The sequence below is a fragment of the Cryobacterium sp. 10I1 genome (assembly GCF_035019805.1).
In the GTDB taxonomy this organism is placed as follows: Bacteria; Actinomycetota; Actinomycetes; order Actinomycetales; family Microbacteriaceae; genus Cryobacterium; species Cryobacterium glucosi.
Genome location: NZ_JASJVF010000148.1, coordinates 1 through 8,305 on the forward strand (window position 1 = coordinate 1; position 8,305 = coordinate 8,305).

Sequence of the window (8,305 nt, forward strand, 5' to 3'; positions counted from 1 at the left end):
CGTGCGCCGCGGAGAGGCTTGCCCTGGTCGGCGAGGGTTTCGCGCACCCGCTCGAGGACCCGGCGCGGGCGGCCGGCATCGATCAGCGTCGGAGCGCTGATGCTCGGCGCGCGGGTCCTGTCCGGTCTCGGTGTCATCGTCCTCGCGGCGCTCGACTGGCCGGAGTTCGTCTCGGCCGTCGCCCTCGACGGCACGCCGGCGGGCACCGTCGACCCCGCGACGGCCGGGGTCGCCCTCGGGATCCTGCTGGCCGGCTACGGGGTCGTCCTCGCCCTCAACATCGGCTTCGCCGCATTCGTGTACTTCGGCCGGAACTGGGCACGGATCGTCGCGATGTCCTTCGCGACGGTGAGCATCGTCACGAGCTTCGTCGACTATGCCGTCAACGGGGCCGCGATCACCCTGCGGACCTCGCTCGTGAGCGTCACCTTCGACATCCTGATCCTGCTCGCCCTCTCGGCCAGGGACGCGAGGGAGTTCGCCCGCGCGCGGCCGGTCAGGAGTGCGCGGGGCAGGCGGGCGCCGTAGCGGCGCAGTCAGGGCAGACGACGAGCTGTGCGCGGCAGGACGGCTCGCGGCAGTTCTGCATCTGGTTGGTCGCTGCCGCGCAGCAGGCGCAGCGGCCGAGGACCGCGGTGTCCCCTGCGAAGTCGACGGACATCCGCTGGTCGAAGACATAGAGCGAACCGTCCCAGAGACCGGCATTCCCGTAGGCCTCGCCGTACCCCACGATGCCGCCATCGAGCTGGTAGACCTCGCCGAAGCCGCGGTCCTTCATCAGTGAGCTGAGCACCTCGCAGCGGATGCCGCCGGTGCAGTACGTCACGACCGGCCGGTTCTTGAGGTGGTCGTACCGGCCGCTGTCGAGCTCTGCGGCGAAGTCGCGGGTCGTCGCGACGTCGGGAACGACGGCGCCCCGGAAATGCCCGATCTCCGCTTCGAAGGAATTGCGGCCGTCGAAGAAGACCAGGTCGTCGCCGCGCTCGGCGGCGAGTTCGTGCAGCGCGGCGGGGGAGAGCCGGGTGCCGCCGCCCTGCACTCCTGCCGCGGTGACCGTGAGGTCGCCGGGAGCGCCGAAGCTCACGATCTCCTCGCGCACCTTCACCACGAGGCGCGGGAAGTCGAGGCTCAGGCCGGCCTCGTCGAGCCCGGTGCCTTCGCTCCACCGGAAGTCGATGTCGTGGAACGCCGGGTACTCGCGCGTCTTCCGCACGTAGCGTTTCACGGCCGGGAGGTCGCCGCCGATCGTGCCGTTGAGCCCGTCCTTCGAGATCAGGATGCGGCCGCGGAGGCCGAGGGCTTCGCACAGGTCGCGCTGCCAGAGCCGTACGGCCTCGGGGTCGGCGAGCGGCGTGAAGACGTAGTAGAGCAGGATCTTCGGAATGGCCACCGCGCCATGTTACCCGCCCTGGTTCGGTGTAACTCCTGCAGATTCCCGCGGTTGACGGCGGGCGCCCCGGAATCACGCGGCAGGAATTCCACCGCCGGGGAATGTGCAGGAGTTATGCCCAGGGGTTGGAGGACAGCCGGGTTTCCTCGAGGTCGAGCATGCGCTGGGCCCTCTCGATGAGGTGCGAGCCGTATGCCCCGGTCTCACGGGCGTTGAGCAGGGCGGCGCGCTCACGTGCGAGCACGTGCAGCCGCAGCGCACGGTGCTGGTGGTGAGGGGCGCCGGTGGCCGGGGCCGCCGTCTCGTCGAGCGCCTGTGCGCGGCGGATGCTGTCCGCACGCACCCGGGACAGTGCCTCCGCGGTGAACGGTTCACCACCGTCCTGCGCGAGCGCAGGGTTGCCGAGGCTCTCGAGACCGGCCGCGCTGATCTGGCCGACGAGGGCTGCGAAGCCACGCTGGTCATCCGCCTCGGCGCTTCCGGTGAGCCCGAGCCTGCGGATCAGCAGCGGCAGGGTGCCGCCCTGCACGATCAGGGTCACGAGGGCAACGGTGAACGCGATGAAGATCAGCTGCGGCCGGTAGGGGATGCCGGTCGGCAGCGACTGCGCGGCGGCGAGTGCGACGACGCCTCGCATCCCCGACCAGCCGAGCACAGCGCCGTCCCGCCAGCCGAGGCTCTCGACCGTCTGGAAGTCGAGGTCCGCCCGCTTCCTGGTCAGCCTCCTGTGGGCCCTGGCCTGGGCGACGTCCTCGTGGCTGGCCGTGCGCAACCGCCGCAGTGCGGAGTCGACCTCCCGGCCGCCGGCGCGGGCCCTCCGCTCTTCTCGTTTGAGCTGGGCGATAAGGGGGACGACGAAGGCGCCCCGGACGACGACGAGGACGACGGTCGCGAGAAGCCCGATGCCGACGGCCTCGATGACGCTGACATGGTCCTCGTGCACCTCGCCGACCAGGTATTTCAGTTCGAAGCCCATCAGGAGGAAGACGCCGTTCTCGAGCACGAACTGGATCGTCCGCCAGTTCACCCGTTCGCTGATCCGCACCTCCGCCGTGAAGACCAGCGGCCCCCGATGCCCGGTCACGAGCCCGGCGACGACGACGGCGAGCACCCCGGACGCGTGGACGTGGTCGGTCGGGATGAACGCGAGGAACGGCACCGCGAATGAGATCGTCGTATTGAGTACGACGTTCCCCAGGCGCGACCTCAGCCACACGGTCAGGTGCCCCACGACGAGACCGATCCCGATCGCGACTCCGACCGCGAACGCGAAGTCCCCGGCCACGCCGATCAGGGACACCCCGCCTGCCGTCGCCGCGATCGCACAGCGGAGCAGCACGAGGGCCGAGGCGTCGTTGAGCAGTCCCTCACCCTCCAGCAGGGTCACCACCCGGGGTGGCAGCCCCAGCCGGCGCCCCATCGAGGTCGCGGCGACCGCATCCGTCGGACTCACGACCGCACCGAGCGCGAGGGCGGCGGGAACGCTGAGTCCGGGCAGTAGCCAGTGGAACAGTGCTCCGCTCGCGACGGCGCTCACGATCACGAGCAGCACAGAGAGCCCGGTGATCGCCGTCGCGTTGCGGCGGAAGTCGTGCAGCGGCACGTTGACCGCCGCCGAATAGAGGAGTGGAGGGAGGACGACCGCGAGGATGAGCTCGGGCGGGAAATCGAAGGCCGGTACGCCGGGGACGAGGCTCGCCGCGATCCCGATGAGCACGAGGAGGAGCGGGGCGGCGACTCCGAGCCGCGGCGCGATGACGGCAACCGACACGATGGTCAGGATGCCGAAGACGCCGAGAAGGGGGTAGTCCATTGCTGGACCGTAGCGAGCCGGGCTGGACCCGACCGCTGTGCGACCTTGGCGGCGCCTGAGGATCTTCGAAGCGAGGACGCCTGGCGCCTAAACTGGGGGCAGCCCGCACAAGAACCCCCGCCGCCAGGAGGACCCATGACCACCGCCGATCCGCTCGCCGTCTACGGCGAGGTGCCGCTCTTCACGCTCTCGAGCACGGATGTGACCGACGGGGCACCGCTTTCGGCCGCGCAGTTCGGCGAGGAAGCCGGTGGCCTCGACCGGTCGCCGCAGCTGTCCTGGAGCGGGTTCCCCGCCGACACGAAGAGTTTTGCGGTCACTCTCTACGACCCGGATGCCCCGACCGGCTCTGGCTTCTGGCACTGGGCGGTCTTCAACCTCCCGGCCGCCGTCACGTCCCTTCCCGCCGGAGCCGGCGCCCCCGGCGGTGCCCAGTTGCCCGGCGGCGCGGTCACCCTGCCCAACGAGCTGCGGCTCACCTCCTTCATCGGTGCCGGCCCGCCGCCCGGAACCGGCACCCACCGCTATCAGTTCATCGTGCACGCAGTGGATGTCCCCACTCTCGACCTCGACCCCGGGTCGACTCCCGCCGTGCTCGGCTTCACCCTCCGGTTCCACACCCTCGGCCGCGCGGTCATCGAGGCGACCGGAGCATTCGGCGGGGCGGCGCTGCACCCCTAGAAGGCCTGTCCCCGACAGGAACATGAGAGCTTCTCAGGTCGCTCACACGCGCGGGACCTAGGTTCGTGCTGTGAACCAGATCCGCAGCACCCTCGCATGACCGCAGGAACCACCCTGAAACCCCGAGAAACCAGCCTCCGCCGTGTGCCCGTATGGGTCTGGCGGGCCTTGATGATCCGGCTCTCACCCGGCGAACTGCACAAGTTCAACCTCCAGCCGATCGATACTGTGGACTACCACATCGACGTCGACTACGTCGGGGATGAGAGCCGTGACCACCGGCTCGACGTGATGGTGCCGCACGACCCTGCCGGGCCGCTTCCGGTCTACGTGTACTTCCACGGGGGCGGCTGGACCTCCGGCGACAAGGCGCCGCTCACCAAGTACTGTGCGAGCCAGGCCGCAGACGGCATGGTCGTCGTCAACGCCAACTACCGGATGGCCACCCGGTTCCAGCTCAGGCACATGCTCGAGGACGGCAATGCGGTGCTCGACTGGGTGGCCCGCAACATTGCCGACTTCGGCGGGGACCCCACCCGGATCGTGCTCGGTGGGGATTCGGCCGGCGGTCACATCGCGGCGCTCCTGGCGGCATCCGCTTTCGAGCCGGAGCTCGCGGCCCACTACGGCATCGAACCCCACGTGGATCCGGGCAACCTCCGCGGCCTCGTGCAGCACTGCAGCATCGCCGACCTCTCGGTGATGTTCGAGCGCGGCTTCGTGCTGAGCCTCAACTTCCTGCGCATGCTGCTGCCCGAGCGGGGGCGCGGAGTCGTGCTGCGGGCCGCGGCGCGGTTCATGAACCCGATCGAATGGCTCGACAGCGGGTTCCCTCCGGTCTTCGTCACGACGAGCGAACGGGACTACTTCTACCGGGCGAACCTGAACTTCATCGCGGCGCTCAAGCGCAGGTCGATTCAGGTGGACAGCCTGATCTACGACCGGCGACAGGCGAACACCCATCACACCTGGCAGCAGGACGCGCGGCATCCGGAATCGCAGGAGGTGTACCGCCGTCTCGGCGCGTTCGTCCGTCGCGTCGCGGCCCTGCCCGTCCCGGTCCCCGTCGCCGTCTAGGGACGGCGGGTCAGCTCTGGGCGCCGGTCGCGGCGAGGACGCCGCCGAGGCCGATCATCATGACCCCGCCGCCCGCTGAAAGCTTCTCCAGCCGTTTCGGCGACTTCGCGAACCAGTCCCGCGCCGAGCCGGCGGCGATGGCCCAGACGCTGTCTCCGGCGAGGGCGAGCACCACGAAGACCGTGCCGAGGGTGAGGAGTTGCAGCGGCACCGCGCCCGCACGGTAGTCGACGAACTGGGGAAGCACGGCGACGAAGAACACGATGGACTTGGGGTTTGTGGCGCCGACGACCGACCCTTCGGCGAGCAGCCGCCACCACGGCCGGGCGACGAGCGTGACACCGCGGGTCCGGGTGACCGCGCCGCGGTACCGGATCGCGTGGATGCCGAGGTAGACGATGTATGCGGCCCCGACGACCTTGACGATCGTGAACACCACGATCGACTGGGTCACGATCGCGCCGAGGCCGAGCGCGACGGCCGCGATGAGGGGCAGCATCCCGAGGGCGTTCCCGAGCACGCTCAGGAATCCGCCGAGACGCCCGAGCGCCAGGGAGCGTCCGATCACGAACAGCACGGTCGGCCCCGGAAGCGCGATGAGGGCGACGGAAGCGAGCGCGAAGGTGAGCAGGTGATCGATCGGGACCATACCGGAATGCTACCCAATCGCCCGAGGCGTTAACATCGCAGGATGCATATGCTGATCCGCACCCTCTTCCACGGCTGGCTGTCGAAGCGCGGCCCCCGCGTCGGGTCCTACGACGTCGTCAGAACCCGGTTCGTGACCCTCCCGACCGACCAGGACATCCTGCGGCACATGAACAACGGGGTGTACCTGTCGATCATGGACATCGCCAGGCTCGACCTGCTGCACCGTACCGGCATCTGGCCGATCTTCACCGCACGCGGCTGGTACCCCGTCGTCGTGAGTGAGACCATCAGCTTCCGCAAATCGCTCACCGTCGGCCAGCGGTTCACCGTCGAGTCGCGCATCCTCGGTTTCGACGAGAAGGCCGTCTACGTGGAGCAGCGCTTCGTTCGACCGGATGCCGACGGTAACCCCGAGATCCTCGCGCTCGGCTTCATCCGGGGCCGCTTCCTCAAGCGCAGCGGGGGCGTCGTCGGAATCGAGGAACTGCTCGCCGCCGTCGGACCGGCACCCGCCGGCCTCACCGTCCCGGCGTGGCTGCTCGAGTGGAGCGCCGACGTCGCCCTGCCCGCGACCCGCGCGGCCGCTCCGAGTCTCTGGGAGTAGCCGGCGGCAGCGGCCGTTTCGGCAGCGGGCACAGCCGCTTTGGCGCGCCGACGTCCGGGAGGGCTCGCACCCTCGGGGACGGTCGGCAGGACTATGCGCGCGGCGGTGCGGGGACGGGAACGACCGGGGGCTTGTCCGGGACGATGAGCTCGGAGTAGTAGAGCTCGTGCGCGCCCGCGTAGTGCTCGTGGCCGGGCACGGGGTGACCCGTGCGCATCGCGACGAGGCGATCCAGGTAGTAGTCCCAGAACGGCCCGACGCGTGCCGCATCCGCAGCGGAGTGCAGGCGCTGCCCGAGGGTGAGCGTGGTCATGCCCGCGCCTTCGACGAGGTGCAGGATCAGGTGCCTCGCCGCGTCCCCTTCGCCGAGGTTGACGGTGAACCGCTTCGGCGGGATGCACTTGAGGATCGTCACATACGTCCACTCGGCATCCGTTTCGGAGAGTTTGAAGCGCACGGCGCCTGTCTCCGGCGCGCCGGTGTATGTGCCGATCCACCCGGCGAGGCCGCCTGGCCGGCTGACGCTCGCCCAGACGTCGTCGATGGGGGCGGTGAAGAGCCGATCGAGCATGAGGTACAGCCCGTCCTCGCGATGGGCAAGGCGACCGGTGGGTTTGGCTGACATGGGGACCTCCGCGATGAGTGAAACACGAGCCGTGCCTTCAGGCTAAACCCGTTGGGCGTTCCCGTGCCACAGCATCGCCCGACGGCTCCGTCAGCGAGCCGCCGGCCGCGGGTTCGGCCGTCGTTTCAGTCGTCGAGCTCTGCCTCGAGGACCGCCATTGCGGCGTTGTGCCCGCCGATGCCGCTGACCCCGCCGCCGCGCCGGGCGCCCGCGCCGCAGACCAGGATGCGCGGGTGCCGGGTCGCGACGCCCCAGCGCTCCGCCGCGGTGTCCCTCGGGGCGTCGTCGTCGAGGAACGGCCACTCGAGGGGACCGTGGAAGATGTTCCCGCCCGGCATTGCGAGGGCGTGTTCGAGGTCGAGGGTCGTCTTCGTCTCGATGCAGGGCCTGCCGGCGGCATCGGTCAGCAGCAGGTCCTCGATCGGCTCGGCGAGCACCGAGTTGAGCGAGGCGAGCACAGCCTCCTGCAGCCTCGTCCGGGTGGCGTCGTTGTTCTCGTCGCTCAGCCAGCGGTTCGGCGCGTGCAGGCCGAAGACGGTGAGGGTGTGTGCGCCGGATGCCGCGAGTTCCGGCGAGAGGATGCTCGGGTCGCTCAGGGAGTGGCAGTAGATCTCGCAGGGCAGCCGGTCCGGGATGATCCCGCGGACGGCCTCGTCGTACGCGCCTTCGAGCTGGGTGTACGTCTCGTTGATGTGGAAGGTTCCGCCGAACGCAGCCTCGGGGGAGACCGTCGTGTCGCGGAGCCGCGGCAGCCGGCGCAGCAGCAGGTTGACCTTGACCTGGGCGCCCTCCGGCTTCGGCCCGGCCCCTGGCGCGTCCGCACGCGCGGCCCCTGTCGTGCCCCGGCCGCCGTCATCCGCTTCGAGGAGCTGCTCGAGCACCCAGGGGGCGACCCCCGAGAGCACGACCGTCCCGGCGACCTCGCGGATGCTGCCGCCGCGCCGGTAGCGCACGGTTCCGTCCGGGCTGACGCTCGTCACCTCGGCGTCGGTCACGATCCGGGCGCCCGCCTGCCGCGCCGCCCTCTCGAGTTCGCCCGTCACGGCGCCCATCCCGCCGATCGGAACGTCCCAGTCCCCGGTCCCGTTGCCGATCACGTGGTAAAGGAAGCAGCGATTCGCGGCGAGGTCGCCCGCCTCCGCCGACGTGAAGGTGCCGATCAGGCCGTCGGTCGCGACGACGCCGCGCACGAGGTCGTTCGTGAATGCCTCGGTGATGGTCCGGCCGAGCGGATGTTCGACGAAGCGCTCCCACAGGGAGTCGTCGCCGAGCAGGCGCCTGGCCTCTGAGCGGGTCGGCAGGGGTTCGCAGACCGTGGGGAAGAGCGCCAGGGCGAGCCGCCCGGTGTCGGCGTAGAAGGCGGCCCAGGCGTCGGAATCGGCTCCGGCGCCGATCCGGTCGAAGCTCGCCCTGGTGGCTTCGGCGTCGCCGTTGTCGACGAGGAGGCCGCCGGCCGGGGCGGGC

The 8,305-nt window shown here is 70.2% G+C and carries 8 protein-coding genes and 1 pseudogene; 4 read left to right on the forward strand and 5 right to left on the reverse strand.

The window, feature by feature from the left end; translation table 11 throughout:
- A pseudogene (locus QN345_RS12630) lies at positions 1 to 528 on the forward strand (hypothetical protein); the annotation flags it as partial.
- On the opposite strand, the gene QN345_RS12635 reads toward QN345_RS12630, so the two are convergent.
- Both QN345_RS12635 and QN345_RS12640 read right to left on the reverse strand, forming a co-directional pair.
- Entirely contained in the window at positions 497 to 1,390 is an 894-nt protein-coding gene (locus QN345_RS12635) for a rhodanese-related sulfurtransferase (RefSeq protein WP_323504629.1), read from the reverse strand. The pseudogene QN345_RS12630 and the gene QN345_RS12635 overlap by 32 nt on opposite strands.
- Before the next feature lie 112 nt (positions 1,391 to 1,502).
- Positions 1,503 to 3,203, reverse strand: coding sequence for a sodium:proton antiporter (locus tag QN345_RS12640; protein WP_323508705.1), 1,701 nt, complete (start codon positions 3,201 to 3,203; stop codon positions 1,503 to 1,505).
- Positions 3,204 to 3,338: 135 nt separating this feature from the next.
- On the opposite strand from QN345_RS12640, the gene QN345_RS12645 reads away from it, so the two are divergent.
- A complete protein-coding gene (locus QN345_RS12645) occupies positions 3,339 to 3,884 on the forward strand; it encodes a YbhB/YbcL family Raf kinase inhibitor-like protein (RefSeq protein ID WP_323504631.1) in 546 nt (181 codons plus the stop codon).
- A 96-nt stretch (positions 3,885 to 3,980) separates the two neighbouring features.
- Positions 3,981 to 4,961: an alpha/beta hydrolase gene (locus QN345_RS12650; RefSeq protein WP_241975507.1), complete on the forward strand. Its 981-nt coding sequence runs from the start codon at positions 3,981 to 3,983 to the stop codon at positions 4,959 to 4,961.
- Between the two features lie 10 nt (positions 4,962 to 4,971).
- On the opposite strand, the gene QN345_RS12655 is transcribed toward QN345_RS12650, so the two are convergent.
- Positions 4,972 to 5,610: a LysE family translocator gene (locus QN345_RS12655; RefSeq protein ID WP_134449187.1), complete on the reverse strand. Its 639-nt coding sequence runs from the start codon at positions 5,608 to 5,610 to the stop codon at positions 4,972 to 4,974.
- A 42-nt stretch (positions 5,611 to 5,652) separates the two neighbouring features.
- On the opposite strand from QN345_RS12655, the gene QN345_RS12660 reads away from it, so the two are divergent.
- Positions 5,653 to 6,216 carry an acyl-CoA thioesterase gene (locus QN345_RS12660; RefSeq protein WP_134562101.1) on the forward strand — a complete coding sequence of 188 codons (564 nt, stop codon included), beginning with the start codon at positions 5,653 to 5,655 and terminating at the stop codon, positions 6,214 to 6,216.
- Between the two features lie 91 nt (positions 6,217 to 6,307).
- Here QN345_RS12660 and QN345_RS12665 read toward each other — a convergent pair whose 3' ends face one another.
- Both QN345_RS12665 and QN345_RS12670 read right to left on the reverse strand, forming a co-directional pair.
- Positions 6,308 to 6,841: an SRPBCC domain-containing protein gene (locus QN345_RS12665; protein ID WP_134560684.1), complete on the reverse strand. Its 534-nt coding sequence runs from the start codon at positions 6,839 to 6,841 to the stop codon at positions 6,308 to 6,310.
- 125 nt (positions 6,842 to 6,966) lie between these two features.
- The coding region (locus QN345_RS12670) for an NAD(P)/FAD-dependent oxidoreductase (RefSeq protein WP_323508706.1) at positions 6,967 to 8,305 on the reverse strand (1,339 nt) is incomplete at its 5' end.

Bases quoted from the DNA above. Each gene is read 5' to 3' on its own strand.
- QN345_RS12660 (WP_134562101.1), top strand. From the start codon at position 5,653: ATGCATATGCTGATCCGCACCCTCTTCCACGGCTGGCTGTCGAAGCGC.
- QN345_RS12640 (WP_323508705.1), bottom strand. From the start codon at position 3,203: ATGGACTACCCCCTTCTCGGCGTCTTCGGCATCCTGACCATCGTGTCG.
- QN345_RS12650 (WP_241975507.1), top strand. From the start codon at position 3,981: ATGACCGCAGGAACCACCCTGAAACCCCGAGAAACCAGCCTCCGCCGT.
- QN345_RS12655 (WP_134449187.1), bottom strand. From the start codon at position 5,610: ATGGTCCCGATCGATCACCTGCTCACCTTCGCGCTCGCTTCCGTCGCC.
- QN345_RS12645 (WP_323504631.1), top strand. From the start codon at position 3,339: ATGACCACCGCCGATCCGCTCGCCGTCTACGGCGAGGTGCCGCTCTTC.
- QN345_RS12665 (WP_134560684.1), bottom strand. From the start codon at position 6,841: ATGTCAGCCAAACCCACCGGTCGCCTTGCCCATCGCGAGGACGGGCTG.